At 69.7% G+C, this 23,299-nt stretch carries 18 protein-coding genes; 4 read left to right on the top strand and 14 right to left on the bottom strand.

From position 1 onward, the window contains the following. Positions 1-7: 7 nt before the first annotated feature. The 6 genes from rplC to IG64_RS20720 all read right to left on the bottom strand — a co-directional run bounded on the left by rplC (position 8) and on the right by IG64_RS20720 (position 5,265). The gene (gene rplC, locus IG64_RS20745) at positions 8-652 is read right to left on the bottom strand and encodes a 50S ribosomal protein L3 (protein ID WP_037858413.1); all 645 of its coding nucleotides are present in this window, start codon (positions 650-652) and stop codon (positions 8-10) included. Positions 653-669: 17 nt separating this feature from the next. After that, positions 670-978 carry a 30S ribosomal protein S10 gene (rpsJ, locus tag IG64_RS20740; protein WP_003948644.1) on the bottom strand — a complete coding sequence of 103 codons (309 nt, stop codon included), beginning with the start codon at positions 976-978 and terminating at the stop codon, positions 670-672. A 464-nt stretch (positions 979-1,442) separates the two neighbouring features. Then, complete coding sequence (locus IG64_RS20735; RefSeq protein ID WP_234438579.1) at positions 1,443-1,904, bottom strand: hypothetical protein; 462 nt, start codon at positions 1,902-1,904, stop codon at positions 1,443-1,445. 94 nt (positions 1,905-1,998) lie between these two features. Beyond that, complete coding sequence (locus IG64_RS20730; RefSeq protein WP_037858408.1) at positions 1,999-3,822, bottom strand: alpha/beta hydrolase; 1,824 nt, start codon at positions 3,820-3,822, stop codon at positions 1,999-2,001. A gap of 7 nt (positions 3,823-3,829) precedes the next feature. Then, positions 3,830-4,291: a hypothetical protein gene (locus IG64_RS20725; protein WP_051813142.1), complete on the bottom strand. Its 462-nt coding sequence runs from the start codon at positions 4,289-4,291 to the stop codon at positions 3,830-3,832. 458 nt (positions 4,292-4,749) lie between these two features. Further along, positions 4,750-5,265 carry a MarR family winged helix-turn-helix transcriptional regulator gene (locus IG64_RS20720; protein ID WP_037858502.1) on the bottom strand — a complete coding sequence of 172 codons (516 nt, stop codon included), beginning with the start codon at positions 5,263-5,265 and terminating at the stop codon, positions 4,750-4,752. Between the two features lie 317 nt (positions 5,266-5,582). Between IG64_RS20720 and IG64_RS20715 the strand changes: the two genes are divergently transcribed. Further along, positions 5,583-7,112, top strand: coding sequence for an MFS transporter (locus IG64_RS20715; RefSeq protein WP_037858402.1), 1,530 nt, complete (start codon positions 5,583-5,585; stop codon positions 7,110-7,112). Positions 7,113-7,284: 172 nt separating this feature from the next. Here the strand turns inward: IG64_RS20715 and gdhA are convergent, their stop codons facing one another. The 3 genes from gdhA to IG64_RS20700 all read right to left on the bottom strand — a co-directional run bounded on the left by gdhA (position 7,285) and on the right by IG64_RS20700 (position 12,619). Then, the gene (gdhA, locus tag IG64_RS20710; RefSeq protein WP_037858400.1) at positions 7,285-8,643 is read right to left on the bottom strand and encodes an NADP-specific glutamate dehydrogenase; all 1,359 of its coding nucleotides are present in this window, start codon (positions 8,641-8,643) and stop codon (positions 7,285-7,287) included. 170 nt (positions 8,644-8,813) lie between these two features. Beyond that, positions 8,814-10,361: a type VII secretion-associated serine protease mycosin gene (gene mycP, locus IG64_RS20705; RefSeq protein WP_051813152.1), complete on the bottom strand. Its 1,548-nt coding sequence runs from the start codon at positions 10,359-10,361 to the stop codon at positions 8,814-8,816. 1,697 nt (positions 10,362-12,058) lie between these two features. Next, the gene (locus IG64_RS20700; RefSeq protein ID WP_234438578.1) at positions 12,059-12,619 is read right to left on the bottom strand and encodes a hypothetical protein; all 561 of its coding nucleotides are present in this window, start codon (positions 12,617-12,619) and stop codon (positions 12,059-12,061) included. A 573-nt stretch (positions 12,620-13,192) separates the two neighbouring features. Between IG64_RS20700 and IG64_RS20695 the strand changes: the two genes are divergently transcribed. Then, positions 13,193-14,164, top strand: a complete 972-nt coding sequence (locus tag IG64_RS20695) for a LysR family transcriptional regulator (RefSeq protein WP_037858398.1) — start codon at positions 13,193-13,195, stop codon at positions 14,162-14,164. 202 nt (positions 14,165-14,366) lie between these two features. After that, complete coding sequence (locus IG64_RS20690) at positions 14,367-15,743, top strand: carbohydrate-binding protein (protein ID WP_107474310.1); 1,377 nt, start codon at positions 14,367-14,369, stop codon at positions 15,741-15,743. Between the two features lie 278 nt (positions 15,744-16,021). Here IG64_RS20690 and tuf read toward each other — a convergent pair whose 3' ends face one another. From tuf to IG64_RS20665, 5 genes are all read right to left on the bottom strand, one after another. After that, positions 16,022-17,215 (bottom strand): elongation factor Tu, encoded by a 1,194-nt coding sequence (tuf, locus tag IG64_RS20685; protein ID WP_037858396.1) that lies wholly within the window; start codon positions 17,213-17,215, stop codon positions 16,022-16,024. A gap of 165 nt (positions 17,216-17,380) precedes the next feature. After that, positions 17,381-19,507, bottom strand: coding sequence for an elongation factor G (gene fusA / locus IG64_RS20680; RefSeq protein ID WP_037858394.1), 2,127 nt, complete (start codon positions 19,505-19,507; stop codon positions 17,381-17,383). A 39-nt stretch (positions 19,508-19,546) separates the two neighbouring features. After that, positions 19,547-20,017 (bottom strand): 30S ribosomal protein S7, encoded by a 471-nt coding sequence (gene rpsG / locus IG64_RS20675; protein WP_003992340.1) that lies wholly within the window; start codon positions 20,015-20,017, stop codon positions 19,547-19,549. Positions 20,018-20,019: 2 nt separating this feature from the next. Further along, entirely contained in the window at positions 20,020-20,391 is a 372-nt protein-coding gene (gene rpsL, locus IG64_RS20670) for a 30S ribosomal protein S12 (RefSeq protein WP_003948652.1), read from the bottom strand. A 291-nt stretch (positions 20,392-20,682) separates the two neighbouring features. After that, on the bottom strand, positions 20,683-21,798 hold the full coding sequence (locus IG64_RS20665) for a glycosyltransferase family 2 protein (RefSeq protein ID WP_267883411.1): 1,116 nt from the start codon (positions 21,796-21,798) through the stop codon (positions 20,683-20,685). A 134-nt stretch (positions 21,799-21,932) separates the two neighbouring features. Between IG64_RS20665 and IG64_RS20660 the strand changes: the two genes are divergently transcribed. Next, positions 21,933-23,276: a glycosyltransferase family 39 protein gene (locus IG64_RS20660; protein WP_037858392.1), complete on the top strand. Its 1,344-nt coding sequence runs from the start codon at positions 21,933-21,935 to the stop codon at positions 23,274-23,276. Positions 23,277-23,299: the final 23 nt, after the last annotated feature.

Here is a 23,299-nt window from a genome sequence, read left to right as displayed (position 1 = left end):
GGTTACCTCAGGCCCCCTTGGCCGCGGTGCGGACCAGGACGAGGCCGCCGTTCGGACCGGGAACCGCGCCCTTGATGAGCAGCAGACCCTTCTCCGCGTCAACGGCGTGGACGGTCAGGTTCTGGGTGGTGACCCGCTCGTTGCCCATGCGACCCGCCATGCGGAGGCCCTTGAACACACGGCCCGGGGTGGCGCAGCCACCGATGGAACCGGGCGAGCGGTGCTTGCGCTGGGTGCCGTGTCCGGCGCCGAGGCCCTTGAAGTTGTGACGCTTCATGACACCGGCGAAGCCCTTGCCCTTGCTCTTGCCGGTCACGTCGACCTTGACACCGGACTCGAACACCTCAGCGGTGATCTCCTGGCCCAGGGTGTACTCGGCGGCGTCCGCGGTGCGGATCTCGACAAGGTGGCGGCGGGGGGTGACGTCGGCCTTGGCGAAGTGGCCCTTGAGGGGCTTGTTCACCTTGCGCGGGTCGATCTCGCCGAAGGCGATCTGGACCGACTCGTAGCCGTCGACATCGTTCGTACGGACCTGGGTGACGACGTTGGGGCCGGCCTTGACGACGGTGACCGGAACAACACGGTTGTTCTCGTCCCACACCTGCGTCATGCCGAGCTTCTCGCCCAGGATGCCCTTGATCTGCTTGGTCATCTCTCAGATCACCGGCCTCAGAGCTTGATCTCGATGTCGACACCGGCCGGGAGGTCGAGTCGCATCAGAGAGTCAACGGTCTTGGGGGTCGGGTCGAGGATGTCGATCAGGCGCTTGTGCGTGCGCATCTCGAAGTGCTCGCGCGAGTCCTTGTACTTGTGCGGCGACTTGATGACGCAGTACACGTTCTTCTCAGTGGGCAGCGGCACCGGGCCCGCGACCGACGCACCAGTGCGGGTCACCGTCTCGACGATCTTCTTCGCCGAGGAGTCGATGACCTCGTGGTCGTAGGCCTTGAGCCGGATGCGGATCTTCTGTCCCGCCATGGCTACTTCGTAGTCCTGTCTCTTCTCACGCTCTGGAACCCGGTGTCTGCCTGGTTTCCCTTGGTCTTCTCCGACCCACGCGGTCGGGCGTGTCGCGCTCTCGCTGACATGGATGTCCCTTGTTCGAACATCCCTGCGGGAATGCACACGGCCCTGCCGGTACCGCGGACCGGGGATCGAAGACCCACCGGGTGCCTGGCCGGTGCCGCGCCCACGCTTCCCGGAAGATTCCCGTACGTCCGCCCCAGCGCTGCCGTGAGGCAGTTAGGGCGACGAGTACTGTGGGACTCGCTTCCGGTCCTCCCGGCGGGAGGCGCGCAGCATCAACACTCGACCGAGCAACTCGGACAGTCTGCCATACGCGACGGCAGCCTGGCCAATCGAGCCGAAGAGATTACCCCGAAGGTGACGGGGATCAAACGCGGGGCGCTTGCAGCGGAGCGGAGACCCGGGGGGCGGCGCGCTCAGAAGCGTTCGACCTCCTGGCCGTCGGGGACCTTGTAGCAGCCGGACACGACATGCAGGCTCAGCTTCGGCGGGTCGTTCTTGGCCATCTGGACGATGTTGACGCCGGCCTTCCGCTGATCGTTGTCAGCGGTCAGGTTGATGTTCCTGTTCTTACTGGTGTCCGGCCCGTAGGTGACGATCTTCCACCCGTGCTCGGGCAGCTCGGCCTTGAGCCGCTCCATCGCCACGTCGAGGTCCTTCGCCGATGCGGGGTAGAAACTCCACCAGTGGAAGATCCGGAAGTAGGTCTTCTTGTCCTTTCCCGAGCATTCCGCGACGAACGGGCGACTGTCGGACGACTTCCCCTTGACACCGATCAGGTCGTAAATGCCGCTGGACAGCTTTTCCATCGCGTCGGAGGCCTCACGCGAGGTGCTCGTGCCGACGGACGGAGTGGTGCCGGAGTCTTTCTCAGTCATGCCGCATCCAGTGATGGTGGTCAGTGCAAGAGGGAGAGCGAGCACACAGGCGCTCAATCTGGTCTTCACGTCGGTGAGCCTTACGTCGTCGCAGCTACTTAACGTGCGCCCACGGGTCGGGCGGCGGCTTCAGTGCCACGTCATCGCCCTTCCCGACGACGACCAGGGCCTGATTCTTCAGGCTCTGTGTGGGCCCCTGGGACGTCTCGTCCCAGTATCCGCTGTGCCCTTCAGTGTCCGTGGTCATCTGGTTGGCGCCGAAGTCCGGGTCGCTGGGGATGATGAACCGGTCGCCGCCGTGGCCCCACCGGCCGAGGTCCGGAACCACGTCTCCATCGGCCTCCTCGTTCCACACGTGCCCCTTGGGCACGTCCAGCTCACCGGCGCTGGACACCTTGACCCCGGGGCTACCGGCGAAGACGAGATCATCGGCGCTGACATGCCCGGTCTGAGCCGCAGCGCCGACGAGCGTCGTTCCGTACGAGTGGGCGATGACCGTGCGATGCGGGTGCGTGTCGCCGGTGTGAGTGGTGTCGAGCCCGTCCAGGAACTTGTCGAACGCCGGCGCTCCGTCATACGCGTAGTGCTCGTACGGCGCGTCTTTGATGACGCTGTCAGGGGCGTCGTAGCCGAGCCAGGTGATCGTGGAAACGGATTTTCCGTCGGCCTCGTCATGGGCCGCGTGCCAGACCTTGACCATCCGGTCGATGTTCCCGTCGATGTTTGCCAGCTCCGCGGTCGTGCCCGGCACATAAACCGCCTGGTGATCAGCTGTGTCCGGGTTGCCGTTGGCGATGATCGCGCGGCCGTCCCCTTCCGTGCTGAAGCCCAGCAGGTATGCCTCCGGCAGTCCGTTCGTCCCCGTCGCGTCGAAGCGCGTCTGGATCGCGTTCATGCCGTCGAGGGACTTGCGAGCGTTCTTCCTGGCCGCGTCCCAGTCCTTCCACTCCTGCGTCTCGACGTTGAGGCCCTTTGGCATGGCTCCGGTGTAGGGGTCGATATAGGGCCCGAACCGCTCGGGCTCGGGGTGCTTCTTCAGCCAGGCGTCGTAATCCAGTTGGGCCTTGCCCCGGGCCTCGTCGAGCACTGTTCGGTTGGCCTGATCCCGGACAGTGGCGGGAAGCCCGTCGAGCGCGCCGACCGCGTCGGGATGCACGGCCAGGTAGGCCGACCGCTGCTCGTCGGTGAGACCTTTCCACCAGGCGGCGTTGTCCTTCGGGCCAGCGTGCTGGGGCGGCTGGGGCAGGGAGTCCATATAGCCCTTGCCGGCGCCGCGCACCCCGTCCGTGTCCGACTTGGCGTCGGCCCAGTCCTTGTCGGAGACGACCAAGTCGTCATCGGCCTTCAGGGCGCGCAGCTTCGGGGCCCACTTCGTGTCCGCGTCCGTGGCCTCCTTCAGGGCATCGCCGATGCGGTCGGCGAAGCCCATGGCCTTGCCGTAGTTCGGATTGGGGTGAATACCGGCAGCCTGCCGCTCCAGGGCAGCCGCCGTCGGGTCCGTCGGGCTGGTGCTCACCCGCACCGTGCCGCCGTCCGGCACCTTGCCGTCGACCTCCTTGCCGCCGGCCGGAAAGGTCACCGACCCGTCCGCGCCGACCGTGCAACCGGCCGCCCTCGCGTCCTCCATCGCCGCTTCCAGCTTTCGCTTGGCCGCGGCCATGTCGAAGGCGAAGCCGTTCAGTGCGGTGCCGGCCAGCGCGCACTCGGTTTCGACGTAGTGGAAGTCCTTCGACAGTTCCTTCAGCTCCCGCAGGGCGGCCTTCGCGGTCTCCCCGGAGAGCTGGTTGCGGATGCCTGCCGAGATCCGGTTGTCGATGGCTTCCCTGGCTTTGCCCGCCATCTCGCTCGTGGCACGGTAGCCGTCCGCGGCCTCTTGGTACTCGGAGGGCTTGAGGGCCTTCAGCGCTGCGAGATCCATGACGCGCTCACTTGCCCTTCGCCTGGCCGCCGACTGTTTCGGTGTCCCGGTACTCCGTATTGATCTTCTGCAGTCCGGCCCGCACGTCTCCATCGGTCATCGACAGGTCGCGCCCCGCGCGCTCCAGCAGCCCGCCAAGCTTTCCGCAGCGGCCGCTCACATCACCGACGTACTTCTTCCAGGACTCGAAAAGTTCCTTCTGCGCCGCTGCCGACTCGCAACCGGCGCCGTCGCCCAGCCCCGCCTGTCCGTGGTCCAGCTTTCCCAGCGCCGTGCTCACGTCGGTGCGCAGTCCCGTGACGTCACCGCCTGCGGTCGCCCAGACCTTCCGGTCCGACTTCAGCGGGTCCGCGCCGCCCGCGGAGGAGCCGCCGCTACCGGCGTCCGACAGGTGGTTCAGCCGCATACGAGCGGAGCTCGAACGTGCAGCCGCATCCGCCTTCAGCTGTTCCCATTCGTCCCAGGGCATGCCCGTGACCCTCCCCCGTGTCCCGTCACCTGTTTTCCGGCGGGCTCAGCCGGTCTCCCTGCGCTGGGGACATCAACTCCCTTTGGTTCCCCCAAATTAACATCCGCCACCACTGTCGCGGCTGTGTCTGGAACTGCGCAGTTGAGTACCCGTACTCATGCGTGATCCTGCGAAAACCGTCGGGGCGCCGGCCGAACCACCCGGGCGAAAGCTTCCTGCTCACGCTTCGTCGGAGGCGCCACGTTCGGTGCCGAATTGGCCCACACCACGGCGGCCGGATGACGCGTCTGGCGCACGCCCCGGTGGGTGCCGGGGCCGGGCGGGGGCCGGTCCCGTGGTCGTCCTCGCCGGCCGCCGGGGTCCGGTGCACGGGCCGCCGCCGCGCGGGACCGTTCGGGCGGAGGTGCGGGCCGGGGCCGCCGGGGTGCGGTGACCGGGAGCGGGGGTCCGGCGCGGGTTCAGGGGCCGGTGTGCGGGGCGGGCAGGTGTTCCGCGCACGCCAGCCGGCCCACGGCGGCTGTCGTGTCCGCGTCCGTCCGGGCCAGGTGCAGGGTGAGCAGGGCGTCGGTCAGGGCCTGGACCGCCTGCTCGTCGAGGGGGGCGAGGAAGTCGCGTTCGACCCGTTCGCGGACCTGTTCCGCCGCCTCCAGGGACTCCTGTCCGGCCGGGGTGAGGGTGACGACGTTGCGGCGGCGGTCCTGGTCGCTGCGGCGGCGCTCGACGTAGCCCTTGTCCTCCAGGGCGTCGATGATGCCGACCATCGTCGTGCGGTCGATGCCGAGGAGCGCTGCGATCTCCAGCTGGGACGGCTGTTCCCGGGCGGCGGCGATCACCCCCATGACGCCCAGCTCCCGCGGAATGATGCGGAAAGGGGCGAGGGCCTGGCCCAGCTCGGTCGCGAGGGTGGCGTAGGCGTGCTTCAGCAGATATCCGAGCGGCCGGGCCGGGACATCAGGGGGAGGCACGTCGTTCATGCGGGCAGTGTACAGTGGACTGACCATCAGGATCACTGACGATCTCCCAAGGTGACGATGGTGTGGGGGCGTGCAGCTCCGCGGGGGCGTGGAACAGCCCCCCGGGGCAGGGGGAAACGGGGCCGGAACACCGGACTTCACGGACATCGCACTGCCGGCGCAGCGCCGCGCCGGACGCGGTGCCCGGCACGGCGAGCACGGCGACCGCACCGCCGTGACCGTGCACGGTCACCGGCCTCCGACCGATCGCACACCACGCACACGCACACGCACACCACCACACGCCTGACCACAGCCAAGGAAGCGACGCCCACGCAATGAGCGACTCCCCTCCGATCGAGGCGATACGGACGGCTCCGTCCGCCATCGAGCACACACCCGCCGACGCCCCGGATCCCCGCCGCTGGTGGGGCCTGGTCATCATCGCCCTGGCCCAGTTGATGGTGGTCCTCGACGCGACCATCGTGAACATCGCGCTGCCGTCCGCGCAGAAGGCCCTCGGCATGTCCGACGGCAACCGGCAGTGGGTCATCACCGCCTACACCCTCGCCTTCGGCGGCCTGCTGCTGCTCGGCGGCCGCATCGCCGATCTGGTCGGCCGCAAGCGCACCTTCATCATCGGCCTGGTCGGCTTCGCCGTCGCCTCCGCGATCGGCGGCGCCTCCGAGAGCCCGGGCATGCTCTTCGGCGCCCGCGCCCTGCAGGGTGTCTTCGGCGCCGTGCTCGCGCCCTCCGCGCTGTCCCTGATGACGACGACCTTCACCGACCCCCGGGAGCGCGGGAAGGCGTTCGGCATCTACGGCGCCATCGCCGGCGCGGGTGCCGCGATCGGCCTGCTGCTGGGCGGTGTCCTCACCTCGTACGCGAACTGGCGCTGGTGCCTGTACGTGAACATCCCGATCGCCGCCGTCGCGGTGATCGGCGCCGTCATCCTGCTGCACGACCGCCCGGGCCACAGCGAGTCCCGGCTGGACATCCCCGGCGTGATCCTCGGCTGCGGCGGCCTGGTCGCCGTCGTCTACGGCTTCTCCGAGGCCGAGCCGCGCGGCTGGGACGACAGCCTGGTGGTGACCCTGCTGGCCGGCGGCGTGCTGCTGCTGGTGGCGTTCGTCTTCTGGCAGATGAAGGCCAAGCACCCGCTGCTTCCGTTGCGCATCGTCTCCGACCGCAACCGCGCGGGCAGCTTCCTGACCATGGGCCTCGCCACCATCGGCATGTTCGGCCTGTTCCTGTTCATGACGTACTACTTCCAGGGCATCCTCGGGTACACCCCGGTCAGGAGCGGTCTGGCGTTCCTGCCGATGTCCGCGTCGATCATCATCGGCTCCACGCAGATCTCGGCCCGGCTGCTGCCCCGCACGCCCCCGCGCCTGCTGATGGTGCCCGGCATGCTGCTCGCCGCCTCGGGCCTGCTGGTGCTGACCCAGCTCGGCGTCGACTCGGCGTACACCACCCACGTCCTGCCCGCCGAGCTGCTGCTCGGCCTCGGCATGGGCCTGACCTTCATGCCCGTCTTCTCCACCGCGACCCAGGGTGTGCGGCCGCAGGACGCCGGTGTGACCTCCGCGATGGTGAACACCTCGCAGCAGGTGGGCGGTTCGCTCGGCACGGCGCTGCTCAACACCATCGCCACCTCGGCGACCACCACGTACATCGGTGGCCACCTCACCGGCCCCGCGCAGAAGGCGCAGGTGCTGCGCGAGGGCATCGTCCACGGTTACACGCAGGCCATCTGGTGGGGCGTGGCCGCGATGCTGCTCGCCGCGGTGGTCTCCGGCGTCCTGGTGGTCGCCCGCCCGGCCGGTCACGGACGGGGCGGCGTCCCGGCTGGAGCCGCCGCGCACTAGCCCCGGCTGGAGCGCCCGGTCCCGGCTGACGCACACACGTCCCGGTGACGGACACACGTCCCGGCTCACGCACACATGTCCGCGCCCCGCCCCGGAGGGTACGACCTCCAGGGCGGGGCGCGGTCGCGTACCGGGGGCGCGGACGGGGTGCGGACGCTCCCTCGCGCTTCTGTCAGATGACGCCCTGGGCGAGCATCGCGTCGGCGACCCGCTCGAAGCCGGCGATGTTCGCGCCGGTCACGTAGTCGCCGGGGGCGCCGTAGCGTTCGGCGGTCTCGTGGCAGGTGGTGTGGATGTGACTCATGATCCCCGCCAGCTCCTCCTCGACCCGGGCCGGCGACCATGCCGTACGGGCGTGGTTCTGCGCCATCTCCAGGGCGCTGACCGCGACGCCGCCCGCGTTGGCGGCCTTGCCGGGCCCGAAGGCGACCCCCGCGCGCTGGAACAGGTGCACGGCCTCGGGCGTGGCCGGCATGTTCGCGCCCTCGGAGACGGCCTTCACGCCGTTGCGCACGAGCGCGGCGGCGTCGTTCTCGTCCAGTTCGTTCTGCGTGGCGGACGGCAGCGCGACGTCGGCCGGCACCTCCCACACCCGGCCGCCGGGCACGAACCGCGCGGAGGCGCCGCGGCGTTCGGCGTACTCGCTGATCCGTCCGCGTTCGACCTCCTTGATCTGCTTGAGCAGATCCAGGTCGATGCCCTTGTCGTCGACGACGTAGCCACTGGAGTCCGAGCAGGTCAGCGGGTTGGCGCCGAGGGCGAGCAGCTTCTCGACGGTGTAGATCGCGACGTTCCCGGAACCGGAGACGACGGCCGTCTGCCCCTCCAGGTCCTCGCCCCGCTCGCGCAGCATCGCCTCCGCGAACAGGACGTTGCCGTACCCGGTGGCCTCGGGCCGGATCGCCGAACCGCCCCAGCCGAGCCCCTTGCCGGTGAGGACCCCGGCCTCCCACCGGTTGGTGATGCGCCGGTACTGGCCGAAGAGGTAGCCGATCTCACGGCCGCCGACGCCGATGTCCCCGGCGGGCACGTCGGTGTGCTCGCCGATGTGCCGGTACAGCTCCGTCATGAAGGACTGGCAGAACCGCATGACCTCCGCGTCGCTGCGGCCGTGCGGGTCGAAGTCGCTGCCGCCCTTGCCGCCGCCGATACCGAGACCGGTCAGGGCGTTCTTGAAGACCTGCTCGAAGCCGAGGAACTTGACGATGCCGAGGTTGACGGAGGGGTGGAAGCGCAGACCGCCCTTGTACGGGCCGAGCGCGCTGTTGAACTCCACCCGGAAACCGCGGTTGACGTGCACCCGCCCCTGGTCGTCCTGCCACGGCACCCGGAAGATCACCTGCCGCTCGGGCTCGCACAGCCGCTCGACCAGCCCGGGTTCGGCGTACTCCGGCCGGGCCGCCAGCACCGGCGCCAGCGTGTCCAGCACCTCGTGCACGGCCTGGTGGAACTCCGGCTGGGCGGGGTTGCGCCGCTCGATCTCGCTGCGCAGGGCGTCGAGCTGGTTCTGACTGTCCGGTCGGGTCGTCACGGAGGTCCCCTTCTGGCACGGCTGCCACCGGTACGAGACCGGTGGTGAGCTTGCTGAGCGCTCGGCGCCGTTGCCGCGCGCAGGACGCTCCAGTGTTACCCGCAGGTGAATGTACTGACCAGTGACCGAACTCCGGGCGTCCATGATGCGAGACAGGGGAGATCGGTGGATCAGACGGCCGGGTGCCGGTCACGGTCGGCGCACAGCTCCATGTACCGGGCCGTGGGGATGTCCGGCGGCGGGAAATGAGGGGCCGCTCCGGAGTGGGGGACGACGATGACGTAGTCGGACCGGGGGTTCGCCTGGGTCCTTGCCCCGCTGTGTTCCCTGAACTCGAAGCGGAAGGCCCAGCCGTACGCGAACTCGGTCCCCGTCTCCGGAAGGACGGTCACGGAACCCGCCCTGTCCGGGTAGGCGACGGTGCTCAGATACCGGGAGGCCGCCGCCGCTGCGGCTTCCCTGCTCACCTCGGCGCCGGAGAGCCGTCGCCTCCTGGCGAGGACGAACGCAGCTGCGGCTCCACCGATCACCACGACCGCTGCGAGGCCGGCGCCGAGCCACAGCACGCCGTCGCCGTCGCCGCTTCCGGCCGAGGCGCCGGCTTCTCCCTTGGCCGGGGAGGTGTCGTCCGCGCCACCCGCACCCTTGGCGCCGGGCGCCTTCACCGTCGGGGAAGGCGACGCCGCGGCCGCCAGATCCGGGAGCGGATAGACGTCCGCGGGCCCGGGGTCCCCGGGGTTCTCCAGGGCGATACGCGGCCGCACGATGCCGTAACCGATGGAGTCGTTACGCCTGGCCCCGTCCGTGGGCCCCCCGATGGTGTTCAGCATGACCCGCAGGACCTGGTTGTTGGTCCAATCCGGATGCTTGGCCCAGATGAGAGCAGCACTGGCGGAGGCCAGGGCGGTGGCGTCGCTGGTGCCGTGCGAGCGGCAAAGCCCGGTTCCGCCCCCGCAGGCATGGACCATCTGATCACCCGGGGCGGACATATCCACCTGTGGCCCAAATTCCGACTCGGCAGTTCTCCGCAGGTTCTTCCCCACGGCAGCTACGCCAACCACACCCGGAGTGGCGGCAGGATACTCGACCTGATTCGAGCTATTCCCACTGTTACCGACCGACGCGAAAATCAATGAGCCCTTACTCAAGGCATATTTGACTGCTGTATTCAGTTGAGGCGAGCCCTGAGAATCCCCAAGTGAGATATTAATCACTCGGGCGCCGGCCTGGGCCGCGTAGCGGATCGCTTCAGGGAGGGTCTGGTTAAATTCCCGACTGGATTCGGCGGCATTGGCCGCCGAACTGGCCCGGGGCACCCGGACCGGAAGGATCTTGGCGCCGGGAGCAAGACCGAAGGCACCTTTTCCTCCGGCATATGCACCAGTCCCGGCGATCAGCCCGGCCATTCCCGTACCGTGACCTTCGTAGTCGGTGTGCTCGTCTCCCGACTCCCCCCTCGCGAAATCTCTCCCCCGCAGAACTCGACCCTTCAAGTCCGGGTTAGTCGGATCCACTCCGGAATCAATAACGGCGACCGTGATTCCCTCACCGGTACTGCTCTGCCACATTTGCTCGGCCTTCATGGCATCGAGGAACCACTGCTGTTCACGAGTCGACTCCGCATGCGCCGAAGGTGCCACGAGCCCCACCGTCAGCATGGCGAGCGCTGCCGACGTCAGAGCACCCCCGGCGGCACGTCGATTTCTCCTGATGGCCATGGTTTCCTCTCGCCTTCTCTCAAGGCCGTCAATCAGCAACCGGCGGCACAGCACGGCGTTCGTCGGAGCGCTCCTTCTCACGGTCGCGCTTGCGTCCGGAGCGCCTGCCGGTGGTGTTCATCGGAGCGGCCGAAGGCGTAGCGGCTCTACGGGTTTCGGAGCCACCACCACTGCGCCCTTCATTCGCCCGCCCGGCAGGCGTGCCTCCCGCCACGCCTCCCCGCACCGGCGCCCCAGCGCTCGTGGCACCACCCGCCGGGCCTGATACCGGCCGGCGGGCCGTGCCCCTGCTGGGCTGTGGAGACTCGCTCCCCACCGCCTTGCCGTATGCGAAAACGGAACGGCGGCTGCCCGCTTGCTGCCCCGTACCGCCGACGTTCTGTCTCAGCGGGCCGGTGGTACCGGTAGCCGCCTGATTGCGCCCCTTAGCCGTCGCCTGTTCAGCCCCCACGACAGTTCCACGCGGAAGTGCAGCTGAGGACCGACTGACCGGTGGAGTGACGGGGCGGCCGCCGGCAACGCCTCCAGCCGTACGTCCGGTCGCAGGCTCGGGCTGCCCGGGAAGCGGCTTTCCGGGCACCTGCGGTGTCCGCCCTATGGGCGTGCGCCCCGGCCCCAGATGGCCGCTCCCTCTGCCCTCCGGGCCGACCCGGTCTGTGTTCGGTCTCGCGACCGCCCCTGGACCTACACGCCCGGCTCGCTCAAAACCTGTCGGATTCCTTACGCTGCCGTGGAGGGCTGGTGTGATGATTGGCGCGTGTGTCTGAGAAAGACCATCCGGGTTGCCCACACCCGACGGGACCCCAGTCGTAACAATGTGGGGATGCGCCACCGAGTCCGGCACCGTACCCACGGAGTCAGTGCTCACGTGATGGTCCAGGTCCGCGGGGGAGGGCATGTGCCCCGGGAACCCTGTATTACTCGACGAAGTCTCTGGGGTTCCTGCCGCCGTCAGCCCTGGGTGAGGTGAGCTGCCTGGTGGATTGGCGTGCAGTTCGCCAGTCTTGCTCATCGACAGATGTCCTGTCCCGCTGCCGCTGCCCGTAGGACGGGAAACGTAGCCGCTGCTGTCCCTTCCATGCATGCCTGGTGGAGGCGCGATCACCGCCGGCGGCGGTGGGAACTTCGGTCTCGGCAAGGCGTTCATCTGGGTCGCCGAGTGCTCGTACGACTGTCCCAGCTTCCGCATCTGGGCCGCCGCCTCGAGGCGGACCTTCTCCTGGTCCGCCTTGAGGGCGGCCAGTTCGGCCGCGGACTTCGTGCGGATCGCCGCCGCGTCGGGGTCGTTGTGCGCGGCGGTGGCCGCCACCAGGTTCGCGTGGGCGCTCTTGGTGTCCCGCGGGATCGACACCTGCGCGGTGGCGATCGCGTTGGACGCCTCGCTCAGCCACTTCGCGGAGTTCTCACTGAAATCACCGAGACGGTGCGTCGAGTTGGCCAGGTCGTTGGCCCAGGCGCGGAAGGCATCGGCGCCCTCGCCCTTCCACTCCACCCACTGCGGACGGACCTTCAGCTCCTCCGCGATCTTCCGGATCTCCTTCGCGGCCGCGGCCAGGCGAGTGGCGGCGGCCTGGACCTCGCCCGAGTTCGCCTGGTCCAGCCACGCGAGCATCTGTTCGTGGCTCATGCTCTCGAAGGACGTGCCGCCGCCGCTTCCCGTGCCTGCCATCAGAGTTCCCCCGTCCCCGTGCGAACCATCAGATCGTGCCGCCCGTGTCGCCCGCCGAGGGCTGTGCCGCGTGGTCGTGTCCACCCGTTCCGCCCTGGCCCCCACCGCCGTGGCTCTTCTTCGGCAGCGCCGGGTCGTAGCTCCCGCCGTAGTGCTTGCTCGTCTCGGCGCTGATCGCCGCCATCCGGTCACGGATGTCCAGGTCGATGTTCTGGTAGCCCTTGTGCGAGGCCATGACCGCGATGGCCATGCCCTCCATCGAGTCGGACAGCAGCTTCGACAGCGTCTCCAGCTCGCTGATCACCGACTCGTACGCCGAATAGAGCCCGGTCGCCTCCGCCCACGCACCGCCGCCCCCGCCGAACTGATGGCGGACGAGCTGCTCCTGGCCGACCTTGGCCGGGCCTGCCTGCGATCCCTTGAGATCACGGATCAGGTCGTCCACCCGCTTCTGGAAGTTGGTGAACGAGGACAGTTCCGTGGCCATGTCGGCCTGGGCGCCCACGGCCGCGGCGGCGGAACCCGTCGCACCGAACAGACCGCCGAGCAGAGGCCCCAGTGCCCCACCGGTCCCAGCATCGCTCGTCAACTCGTCGTCCTCCCCCGTACGTTCACGTGTTCGCGCAGCGGCGGCCCCGTCCGTCACAACTCTAACTACCTTCAGTGACAGGTTCACCCCTGACGGTGCGCCGGCGACCCGCGCCGGCCCGCTCCGCTTCATCCAAGCAGGCGTTCACAGAGGTGCGCATGAGCACGCGTACCCAGATTCGGAGCCTGGGGGGCCACCCTCCTCCGCGCCGCATGGTCCATGTGCAGCCGCCCGAACCCGCCGCCCAGCACCACCGACTCCCCCTCCGCCGCCGCCCAGCACCACCGACTCCGCCGCCGCCCTGCGCTTCCACCTCTGCCGCCGCCCCGCGCCTCCGATACCGCCTCCCCCTCCGCCCCGCACCTCCGCCTCCGCCCCGCACCTCCGCCTCCACCTCCATCCAGCGGCCCGCCGGCCCCATCCCGCACCCCCACCCCCCACCGCGACGCCGCCGGGGTTCTGCTCAAGCCCGCCAGGGCGGCCGAGGCCCGCTCACCGCTGTGCGCCTCCGGTGCTTCCAGTGGTCCGGACCAACCCCTTGCCCCTGTGCCGCCCGCGCAGCAAGCTCCCTCCATGGAGCTGGAGTTGCGGCATCTCAAGACGGTCCGGGCGATAGCCGACGCGGGAAGCCTCACCAGGGCGGCAACGGTCCTCGGGCTCGCGCAGCCCGCGCTGAGCGCCCAGCTCAGGCGTATCGAACGGGCCCTGGGCGGGGAACTGTTCGAGCGGGGGCGGCACGGTGTGCGCGCCACCGCGCTGGGCGAGCTGGTACTGGAACGGGCACGGATCGTCCTGCCGGCGGTGACCGAGCTCCAGCGGGAAGCCGTCCGGTTCGCCCGGGGCCGGAGCGGACGGGAGGCCGAACGGCTGCGGCTCGGCGGCACCCACGGCCCGCTGCTGGGCGCCCTGATCGACCTGCTGGCGGCCGCCGCCCCGGACCTGCACGTGTCGACGCACGCCTCCTGGTCCGAGCGCGAACTCGCCGCCCTGCTCGCCGAGGGCCGCCTCGACTACGCCGTCACCGGCGCCTGCGGCACCGCCGCGCCACCCGGCACCGAACACCTCGCCTGGGAGGAGTTCGCCGTCGACCCGGTCTTCGTCATGCTCGCCGACGGCCACCCGCTCGCCCGCACCCTCGAAGTGGAGTTGGCCAAGCTGGCGGACGAGGAGTGGGCCTGCGTGCCAGGGGACGGGTGTTTCGCCGACTGTTTCACCGCGGCCTGTGCCCGCGCCGGGTTCACGCCCGGACGGATGTACGAGACGGACATCGCCTCCTGCGTGCACCTGGTGCAGGTGGGACGGGCGGTGGGGCTGTGCCGGGCCACCTTCCCGACCACCCCCGGCATCACCACCCGGCCGCTGGCCGGCACCCCGCTGCTGTGGCGGCACCTGCTGGGCTGGCACCCGGCGACCCAGCGCGCCGACACCGCGGGCACGGTGCTGGCCCAGGCCCGTCGCGCCCACGCGGCCGTGGCCGCCCGCAGCGACACCTATGCCGACTGGCTCGCCGGTGGCGGCAGACCCGGCGGGACGGCGCCGCCGTGAGCACGGCTGGCCGCCGCACCCAGGTGACCGCGGGACGCCGTCCGCACGTGCCCGCTCCCGCGGAACCACCCGCTCGCACACCCGCCCGGCCGGACGCAGCCCTTCCATAACACCGGGCAAGGGGGTCAGCCGAAGGCTTACGCCCGCCGGACGGCCCTCCCTACGGTTTCGGCACTCCCCACCGAGACCGAGGAGATCCCCCATGCTCCCCAGACAGACGAGAGCCGCCTGCGCGGCGGTGGTGGCGACGGGCGCACTGGTCCTGACCGGGCTCAGCGGACAGGCCGGCGCCGAGGCCGCGGGCTCCACCGCCGCGCAGGCGAGGACGCCGGCGCCGTCGGCCGCCCGGACCCTGCACACCGCCGACACCTCCGCCGCCGTCCTGAACGCCATGCAGCGCGATCTCGGCATCGGCCGGCAGCAGGCCGAGCACCGGCTGGCGAACGAGGCGGAGGCGGGGGCCACCGCGGGCCGGCTGCGGGCCGCGCTCGGCGCGCACTACGCGGGCGCCTGGGTGCACGGCGCGGACTCCGGCGCGCTGAGCGTGGCCACGACCGACGCCGCCGACGCCGCGGCGATCAGGGCACAGGGCGCCGAGGCCGTCGTCGTCCGTCACTCCCTCGCCGCGCTGGACGCCGCGAAGGCCCGCCTGGACCGTGCCGCCACGCACCGCAACACCCTCGACACCCCGGTGTGGTACGTCGACGTCCGGACCGACACGCTGGTCGTGCAGGCCGTACGGCCCGCCGCCGCCCGTGAGCTGCTGTCCGCCGCCGGGGTGGACCGGTCGCTGGCCAAGGTGGTGAAGTCGGCCGAGCACCCCCGGCCGCTGTACGACCTGCGCGGCGGCGACGCGTACTACATCAACGGCAACACCCGCTGCTCGATCGGCTTCCCGGTCACCCGGGGCACCCAGCAGGGCTTCGCCTCGGCCGGCCACTGCGGACAGGCCGGCTCCACCACCACCGGCGCCAACCAGGTGGCGCAGGGCACCTTCCAGGCGTCGGTCTTCCCCGGCAACGACATGTCGTGGGTGGCCACGAACTCCAGCTGGACCGCGACGCCGTACGTCAACCAGAACGGCCAGAACCTCCAGGTCACCGGCTCCACGGTGGCGACCGTCGGCGCCTCGGTGTGCCGCTCCGGATCGACGACCGGGTGGCACTGCGGCACCGTCCAGCAGCTGAACACCAGCGTGACCTACCAGGAGGGCACCGTCTCGGGTGTCACCCGCACCTCGGTGTGCGCCGAACCCGGTGACTCCGGCGGCTCCTTCGTCTCCGGCAGCCAGGCCCAGGGTGTCACCTCGGGCGGCTCCGGCGACTGCACGAGCGGCGGGACGACCTTCTTCCAGCCGGTCAACCCGATCCTGTCGAACTACGGCCTCACCCTGAAGACCGCCGACGACGGCCCGGGCCCCGGCCCCGGCGACCCGGGCGGCACGTGGGCGGCCGGCACCGTCTACCAGCCCGGCGACACGGTCACCTACGGCGGCGCCACCTACCGCTGCCTCCAGGGCCACCAGGCCCAGCCCGGCTGGGAACCCCCGAACGTCCCGGCCCTCTGGTCCCGCGCCTGACCCCGCCCCCCCCACTCCGACCACTGTCCGCCCGAGGGGGGCGAGAGCGGGCCCGAGGTCCCCGTCCGGGGCCCGGGCCCGCTCTGGCGTACCGGGACCGCCGCGTACCGGGACCGGACGTCCGTCCAGACGCCCCCAGGCCCGGCCGGACACGTCCCGGTGGCCGGGGCCCGCGTCCCGGGCGGAAGCAGACACGCGAAAGGGCCCGTACGACCGGAGTCGTACGGGCCCTTCGAGTGGCTCAGCTCACCTCAGTGCGCTGGTGCCACAGACCTTGGTCACTTGTTGATCTTGGTGACCTGGCCGGCGCCCACGGTGCGGCCACCCTCACGGATGGCGAACTTCAGGCCCTCTTCCATGGCGACGGGCTGGATGAGCTCCACCTTCATCTCGGTGTTGTCACCCGGCATGACCATCTCGGTGCCCTCGGGGAGGGTCACCACGCCGGTCACGTCCGTCGTGCGGAAGTAGAACTGCGGACGGTAGTTGTTGAAGAACGGCGTGTGGCGGCCACCCTCGTCCTTGGACAGGATGTAGGCCTGCGCCTCGAACTCGGTGTGCGGGGTGACCGAGCCCGGCTTGATGATGACCTGGCCGCGCTCGACGTCCTCGCGCTTGATGCCACGGAGGAGCAGACCGACGTTCTCACCGGCCTGGCCCTCGTCGAGGAGCTTCCGGAACATCTCGATGCCGGTGACCGTGGTGGTGGTCTTCTCCTGCTTGATGCCGATGATGTCGACGGTCTCGTTGACCTTGAGGACACCACGCTCGATACGGCCGGTGACGACCGTACCGCGACCGGTGATCGTGAAGACGTCCTCGATCGGCATCAGGAAGGGCTTGTCGACGTCGCGCTCCGGCTCCGGGATCGCGTTGTCGACGGCGTCCATGAGCTCCAGGACCGACTGGCCCCACTTCTCGTCGCCCTCGAGCGCCTTGAGCGCGGAGACCTTGACGACCGGAACGTCGTCGCCCGGGAACTCGTACTCGGAGAGGAGCTCACGGACCTCGAGCTCGACGAGCTCCAGGATCTCCTCGTCGTCCACCATGTCGGCCTTGTTCAGGGCGACGACGATGTACGGAACGCCGACCTGGCGGGCCAGGAGCACGTGCTCCTTGGTCTGCGGCATCGGGCCGTCGGTGGCGGCGACCACGAGGATCGCGCCGTCCATCTGCGCGGCACCGGTGATCATGTTCTTGATGTAGTCCGCGTGACCCGGGCAGTCGACGTGGGCGTAGTGACGCGCCTCCGTCTGGTACTCGACGTGCGCGATGGAGATGGTGATACCGCGCTGACGCTCCTCAGGAGCCTTGTCGATCTGGTCGAAGGCCGAGGCCTCGTTCAGGTCCGGGTACTTGTCGTGCAGCACCTTGGTAATGGCGGCCGTGAGGGTCGTCTTACCGTGGTCGATGTGACCGATGGTGCCGATGTTGACGTGCGGCTTAGTCCGCTCGAACTTCGCCTTCGCCACTGGGGTCCTCCTGTGGAGTGGTTCTGTACGCCTTACTTCATCGGCGCCAGGTGATCTTTGCTGGATGGCCCGGATCCCGGGGGGCATTCCTCCCGCTTCCTGCGGAAGAGGCGGAATGCCCCACGAGGCTCCGGAGTCAAGCCTACGGGCTGGAACTCGGAAGAGTTACTCGCCCTTGGCCTTCGCGATGATCTCCTCGGCGACGTTCCGCGGAACCTCGGCGTAGGAGTCGAACTGCATCGAGTAGCTGGCGCGACCCGACGTCTTGCTGCGGAGGTCTCCGACGTAGCCGAACATCTCCGAGAGGGGCACCAGGCCCTTCACGACACGGGCACCGGCCCGCTCCTCCATGGCCTGGATCTGGCCACGGCGGGAGTTGATGTCGCCGATGACCTCACCCATGTAGTCCTCGGGCGTGGTGACCTCGACGGCCATCATCGGCTCGAGCAGCACGGGGCTGGCCTTGCGCGCGGCCTCCTTGAAGGCCTGCGAACCGGCGATCTTGAACGCCAGCTCGGAGGAGTCGACCTCGTGGTAGCCACCGTCGAGAAGCGTGACGCGGACGCCCGTCATCTCGTAGCCGGCGAGGATGCCGAACTGCATGGCCTCCTGCGCACCGGCGTCCACCGAAGGGATGTACTCCTTCGGGATGCGGCCACCGGTCACCTTGTTCACGAACTCGTACGCCGTGTCGCCGCTGTCGATGGGCTCGATCGCGATCTGCACCTTGGCGAACTGACCGGTACCACCGGTCTGCTTCTTGTGGGTGTAGTCCACGCGCTCGACGGCCTTGCGGATCGTCTCGCGGTAGGCGACCTGCGGCTTGCCGACGTTGGCCTCGACCTTGAACTCGCGCTTCATGCGGTCGACGAGCACCTCGAGGTGCAGCTCGCCCATACCGCCGATGACGGTCTGGCCGGTCTCCTCGTTGGTGCTGACCTGGAAGGAGGGGTCCTCCTCCGCGAGACGCTGGATGGCGACACCCAGCTTCTCCTGGTCACCCTTGGACTTGGGCTCGATCGCGACCTCGATGACCGGCGCCGGGAAGTCCATGGACTCCAGGATGACCGGGTTCTTCTCGTCCGCGAGCGTCTCACCGGTGGTGGTCTGCTTCAGGCCCATGACGGCGACGATGTCGCCGGCGCCCACCGACTCGATCTCCTCACGCTTGTTGGCGTGCATGCGGTAGATCTTGCCGATGCGCTCCTTGCGGCCCTTGACGGAGTTCAGCACGGCGGTGCCGGACTCCAGGCGGCCGGAGTACACACGGACGAAGGTGAGCTTGCCGAGGTGCGGGTCGCTCATGATCTTGAACGCCAGCGCGGCGAGCGGCTCGTCGTCCGACGGCTTGCGCGTGACGACCTTCTCCGCGTCGCGGACGTCGTGGCCCTCGATGGCCTCGACGTCGAGCGGGGAGGGCAGGTAGCGCACGACCGCGTCGAGCAGCGGCTGGACACCCTTGTTCTTGAACGCGGTGCCGCAGAACACAGGGGTGACGGTGGTGCCGTCGCCCTTGCCGGAGGCGATGGTGATACGGCGGATCGCCGCGTAGAGCTGCTCCACGGAGGGCTCGGTGCCCTCCAGGTACAGCTCCATCAGCTCCTCGTCGTTCTCCGCGACGGCCTCGAGCAGCTTGCCGCGCCACTCCTCGGCAGCCTCGGTGTGGGTGTCCGGGATGTCGACGATGTCGTACATCTCGCCCTTGGTGGCCTCGGCGGACCACACGAAGGCCTTCATCGTGACGAGGTCGACGACGCCCTTGAAGTCCGCCTCGGCACCGATCGGCAGCTGCATGACCAGCGGCTGCGCGCCCAGGCGGTCGCTGATCATGTCGACGCAGCGGTGGAACTCGGCACCCGTGCGGTCGAGCTTGTTCACGAAGCAGATACGCGGGACGCCGTAGCGGTCCGCCTGACGCCACACCGTCTCGGACTGGGGCTCGACACCGGCGACGCCGTCGAACACCGTCACGGCACCGTCGAGCACGCGCAGGGAGCGCTCCACCTCGACGGTGAAGTCGACGTGGCCCGGGGTGTCGATGATGTTGATGGTGTGGTCGACGTCTTCCAGCGACCAGTGACAGGTGGTGGCAGCAGAGGTGATCGTGATGCCACGCTCCTGCTCCTGCTCCATCCAGTCCATGGTGGCAGCGCCGTCGTGGACCTCACCGATCTTGTAGGACACACCGGTGTAGAACAGGATCCGCTCGGTGGTGGTCGTCTTGCCCGCGTCGATGTGGGCCATGATGCCGATGTTGCGCACCTTGGCCAGGTCAAGTGAAGTGGTAGCCATAAGGCTTCAGTCTTCTCTCGGTTCTCGATGGGGAAGCGACTACCAGCGGTAGTGCGCGAAGGCCTTGTTGGACTCGGCCATCTTGTGGGTGTCCTCGCGCTTCTTCACAGCGGCGCCGAGGCCGTTGGAGGCGTCGAGGAGCTCGTTGAGCAGACGCTCGGTCATGGTCTTCTCGCGACGGGCGCGGGAGTAACCGACCAGCCAGCGCAGCGCGAGCGTGTTGGCACGACCGGGCTTGACCTCGATCGGAACCTGGTACGTCGCACCACCGACACGGCGGGACTTGACCTCGAGGGTCGGCTTGATGTTCTCCAGCGCGCGCTTCAGCGTGATGATCGGGTCGTTGCCCGTCTTCTCACGCAGACCCTCCATGGCGCCGTAGACGATGCGCTCGGCGGTGGAGCGCTTGCCGTTCAGCAGCACCTTGTTGATCAGGGAGGTCACCAGAGGAGAACCGTAGACCGGGTCGATGATGACCGGGCGCTTCGGGGCGGGGCCCTTACGAGGCATTCTTACTTCTCCTTCTTGGCGCCGTAACGGCTGCGAGCCTGCTTGCGGTTCTTGACACCCTGGGTGTCGAGCGAACCGCGGATGATCTTGTAGCGAACACCCGGCAGGTCCTTCACACGGCCGCCGCGCACGAGCACGATGGAGTGCTCCTGCAGGTTGTGTCCCTCACCCGGAATGTAGGCCGTGACCTCGATGCCGCTGGTCAGACGCACACGCGCGACCTTACGGAGGGCCGAGTTCGGCTTCTTCGGGGTGGTCGTGAACACACGCGTGCAGACGCCACGGCGCTGGGGCGAACCCTCGAGTGCCGGCGTCTTGTTCTTCTCGACCTTGTCCTGCCGGCCCTTGCGGACCAGCTGCTGGATCGTAGGCACTACTTCTCCGGTTTCTGTGTGCCGATGGGTACAGCTAACCTGGAACGTCGCCGACCCACGCGGTCGGGTGTGTCGAATCCCGCGGACTCCCGGCGCAAGGCAGAAAGAAGCGCAGATTGCGGTGGCCTATGACGGCTCCCTGGCGGTTGTAGGCACGCACGAGAGCCAGGGCACACCCCAGGCACAAGGTCTGAGCGTACCTATCGCATTCGCTGCGGTCAAAACAAATGGGCGGGACGGCCGCCCGCGCCCGCTCCATACCACTTTCACCTGCTTCACGCACGCCGTACCCTACCGGGCCGGCGGACGCGCCCCGCGACGGCAGGAGGCGGAACCTTCCTCCGCGCCGGCCCTCCCGGCGCCGACCGCCCCGGCGCCCTCCGCGGCCGCACGGTCCGCCCCCGCACGGTCCGCCTCCGCGCCGTCCGCGGCCGGACCGCCCGTCCCCGTGCCCTCCCCCGTGTCGTCCCGCACGAAGTACGAGGGCCGGTTCTGGACGGCGGTGTAGATCCGGGCGACGTACTCCCCCAGCAGGCCCACGCAGATCAGCTGGACCGCGCCGATGAAGACCACCGCCGTGAGCAGCGAGGTCCAGCCGGGCACGGTGTGCCCCAGGGCGTACCCGGTGAACGTGTACACCAGCAGGCCCAGGCACACCACGAACGCCCCGCCGCCCAGCCAGGTCGCCAGCCGCAGCGGCGCGGCGGAGAAGCCGGTGATGCTGTCGGCGGCGAGCAGGATCATCCGCCCGAGCGGGTACTTCGTCCGGCCGGCGGAACGCAGCTCGCGCTCGTAGGTGACCTGCCCGCTGGGGAAGCCGAGCCACGGCACCAGCAGCCGGTAGACCCGCTGCTGGTCCGGCAGGGCCTTGAGGGCGTCCACGGCGGCCCGGCTGAGCAGCCGGAAGTCCCCCGCGTGCGCGGGCACGGACGGCCCCGCCAGGCGCCGCAGCAGCCGGTAGTAGACGCCCGCCGTGCCCCGCTTGAACGCGCTGTCGCTGCTGCGGTCGGCGCGGACGCCGTAGACGACGTCGAGCCCCTCGTCGCGGGCCAGCGCGAGCATCTGGGGGATCTTCTCGGGCGGGTCCTGGCAGTCGGCGTCCAGACTCACCACGTAGTCCCCGACCGCGCGGTCCAGGCCCGCGGTGAGGGCGGCCTGGTGCCCGGAGTTGCGGCGCAGGCCGACCACGCGCAGTTCCGGCCAGCCGAGCCGGAACGCGGCGAGCAGTTCGGCGGTCCGGTCGCCGCTGCCGTCGTCGACCGCGACGACCTCGTAGCGCGGTCCGAGGCCGTCCAGCACCGGGCGCAGCCGGTTGACCAGCGCGGGCAGGGCCTCTTCCTCGTTGTACATGGGTATGACGACCGACAGCACGGTCCCGCGGTCCGCGCCGTCCACCTGTTGAGCCACCCGGGCCTCCCCTCGGCCCGCGCCGATGTGCGACCGTGGTGCGATCTTATGACAGACGGTTCACAGGCCCCCGGCCCCGGCACGACCGGGCGGGGCGGGCGCCGGGACCGGGGGCCGAGGGGAAACACACGGGCATGAGTACGGGTTCGGGCAACGCGGTGACCGGTTCCTCGGCGGGTGCCGCCCCGGACCGGCCACCGGCCGCCCCGGCGGCGCGGCGGACCGCCCAGGAGGCCGGGGAGCGGGCCCCGGAGCACACCGGCGGCTCCCGCCGGTTCGACGCCGGCGCCCTGCGCACCGCCGCCCGCCCCTACCTGCCCCCGCTCCTCCTGTACGGGGTCACCAAACTCGTCGGGCTCACCGTCTTCGCCTGGCTGCTGGAGCACGCCGGGGACTACCGCGCGAAGGCGCCGCGCTTCGGCGGCGGCGCCCACTGGTGGGACGTCCTGGCCACCTGGGACGGCTGGTGGTACCTCCAGGTCGCCCAGCACGGCTACGACCCGAAGCTGGAGCGGCTCGGCGGCGACGGCCTCTTCACCGTCCAGCAGAACTCGGTCGCCTTCTTCCCGCTCTACCCGGCCCTCATCAGGATGGTCTCGGGCGTCACCGGACTCGGCCCGTACGGCGCCGGGATGCTCGTGTCGGTCGTGTCGTCGTTCGTCGCCGCCGCCGGGATCTACGCCGTGGTCAAGGCGGTTGCGGGCGTGCGCGCGGGCACGATCGCCGCCGGGCTGTGGGCGGTGGCGCCCGGCGCGGGCGTCGAGTGGGCGGTGTACTCGGAGTCGGTGTTCGTCGCGCTCGCGGCCTGGTGCTGCTACTGCGTGATGACCCGGCGCTGGGTGACGGCCGGCCTGCTCGCCTGCGTGGCCGGGCTCAACCGGCCCACCTCCGCCGTGCTGATCGGCGCGGTGGGCCTGGCCGCGCTGGTGACGCTGGCGCGCCGCGACAGCCGGCGCGAACACGGCGTGGCCCCTCCGGTGTACGCCATGCTCGTCGCCCCGCTGGGCCTGCTCGGCTACGTCGCCTGGGTCGGCTACGCCACCGGGGAGCCCACCGCGTACTTCACGCTCCAGCGCGAGGGCTGGGCGCACTACTTCGACTACGGCGCCTACACGCTGCGCGTCCTGAAGAACCTGGCCGTCGGCCACCACGACTACGTGTTCGCCTTCGACGTCCCGGACGTGCTCTCCCTGCAGCTGGTGCTCGCGCTGCCGTTCCTGATCGTCCTGATGCTGCGCAAGCGGCCGCCCCTGGTGCTCGTCACGTACACCCTGGCCACGATCGTCACGGTGCTGGGCACCCAGCAGATGTTCGGCAACACCATGCGCTACCTGCTGCCCGCCTTCCCGCTGCTGCTCGCGCCGGCCGCGGCGCTGGACCGGCTGCGGACCGGCGCCCTGGCGGTGTTCTTCTGCACCGCGGCCGTCGCCTCCGGCTGGTACGCCCACTACGTCATCTTCGAGCTGGGCGTCCCGTAGACCGGCCTTCCGCGGACCGGCTC

This window comes from Streptomyces sp. NRRL S-340, assembly GCF_000720185.1.
Lineage (GTDB): Bacteria > Actinomycetota > Actinomycetes > Streptomycetales > Streptomycetaceae > Streptomyces.
Note: the sequence above shows the minus strand (reverse complement) of the source record. Positions and strands in the feature narration are given on the sequence as shown.

What these genes read in the sequence shown, in the direction of transcription:
- rplC (WP_037858413.1), bottom strand. Translation starts at nt 652, where the DNA reads ATGACCAAGCAGATCAAGGGCATCCTGGGCGAGAAGCTCGGCATGACG.
- rpsJ (WP_003948644.1), bottom strand. Translation starts at nt 978, where the DNA reads ATGGCGGGACAGAAGATCCGCATCCGGCTCAAGGCCTACGACCACGAG.
- IG64_RS20735 (WP_234438579.1), bottom strand. Translation starts at nt 1,904, where the DNA reads ATGACTGAGAAAGACTCCGGCACCACTCCGTCCGTCGGCACGAGCACC.
- IG64_RS20730 (WP_037858408.1), bottom strand. Translation starts at nt 3,822, where the DNA reads ATGGATCTCGCAGCGCTGAAGGCCCTCAAGCCCTCCGAGTACCAAGAG.
- IG64_RS20725 (WP_051813142.1), bottom strand. Translation starts at nt 4,291, where the DNA reads ATGCCCTGGGACGAATGGGAACAGCTGAAGGCGGATGCGGCTGCACGT.
- IG64_RS20720 (WP_037858502.1), bottom strand. Translation starts at nt 5,265, where the DNA reads ATGAACGACGTGCCTCCCCCTGATGTCCCGGCCCGGCCGCTCGGATAT.
- IG64_RS20715 (WP_037858402.1), top strand. Translation starts at nt 5,583, where the DNA reads ATGAGCGACTCCCCTCCGATCGAGGCGATACGGACGGCTCCGTCCGCC.
- mycP (WP_051813152.1), bottom strand. Translation starts at nt 10,361, where the DNA reads ATGGCCATCAGGAGAAATCGACGTGCCGCCGGGGGTGCTCTGACGTCG.
- IG64_RS20695 (WP_037858398.1), top strand. Translation starts at nt 13,193, where the DNA reads ATGGAGCTGGAGTTGCGGCATCTCAAGACGGTCCGGGCGATAGCCGAC.
- IG64_RS20690 (WP_107474310.1), top strand. Translation starts at nt 14,367, where the DNA reads ATGCTCCCCAGACAGACGAGAGCCGCCTGCGCGGCGGTGGTGGCGACG.
- fusA (WP_037858394.1), bottom strand. Translation starts at nt 19,507, where the DNA reads ATGGCTACCACTTCACTTGACCTGGCCAAGGTGCGCAACATCGGCATC.
- rpsG (WP_003992340.1), bottom strand. Translation starts at nt 20,017, where the DNA reads ATGCCTCGTAAGGGCCCCGCCCCGAAGCGCCCGGTCATCATCGACCCG.
- IG64_RS20660 (WP_037858392.1), top strand. Translation starts at nt 21,933, where the DNA reads ATGAGTACGGGTTCGGGCAACGCGGTGACCGGTTCCTCGGCGGGTGCC.